General features: G+C 39.6%; 1 protein-coding gene. It reads left to right on the top strand.

Annotated features, from left to right (window positions below):
* Positions 1-507 (top strand): DegT/DnrJ/EryC1/StrS family aminotransferase (locus CYP26_RS07455; RefSeq protein WP_181000886.1); only part of this gene is annotated, 507 nt, incomplete at both ends.

Raw genomic sequence — 507 nt, 5'->3', positions numbered from 1 at the left:
GGCTCAGGCTGTTAGACATTTTGATGCCGAGCCTATCTTTGTTGATATCGACGAAGAGGACTTTAACATCAGCCCAGAAGCCCTTGAAAAGGTGCTAAAAGAGCAAAATCACAAGAAACTAAAATGCGCTTTTATCTCACACATCGCTGGACAAAGCGCTAGGCTTGATGAGATAAAGGCTATCTGCGAAAAATACGGCATCGTCGTTTTAGATGATGCAAACCGAGGCATAGGACTAACATATAATGGCAAAAAGGTTGGTTCAGACTCGTTTTTGTCATGCTTTCAGACAAACTCACGTGTGCAAAATCCTATCTCAACAGTTGGATTTTTCACGACAAATGACGAAGAAGTCTATAAAAAAGCAAAACTACTTCGTAACTACGCCCTTGTAAATGGTATAGATAAATTTGGTAGTTTAAGCTACATCTACGACGTCGTTGATATCGGTTTAAAATACGACATAAACTCGATAAATGCGGCATTTTCTATCGCTCAGCTTGAAAA

Source organism: Campylobacter concisus (assembly GCF_002913225.1).
Lineage (GTDB): Bacteria > Campylobacterota > Campylobacteria > Campylobacterales > Campylobacteraceae > Campylobacter_A > Campylobacter_A concisus_J.
This window is presented reverse-complemented; position numbering and strand designations above follow the sequence as displayed.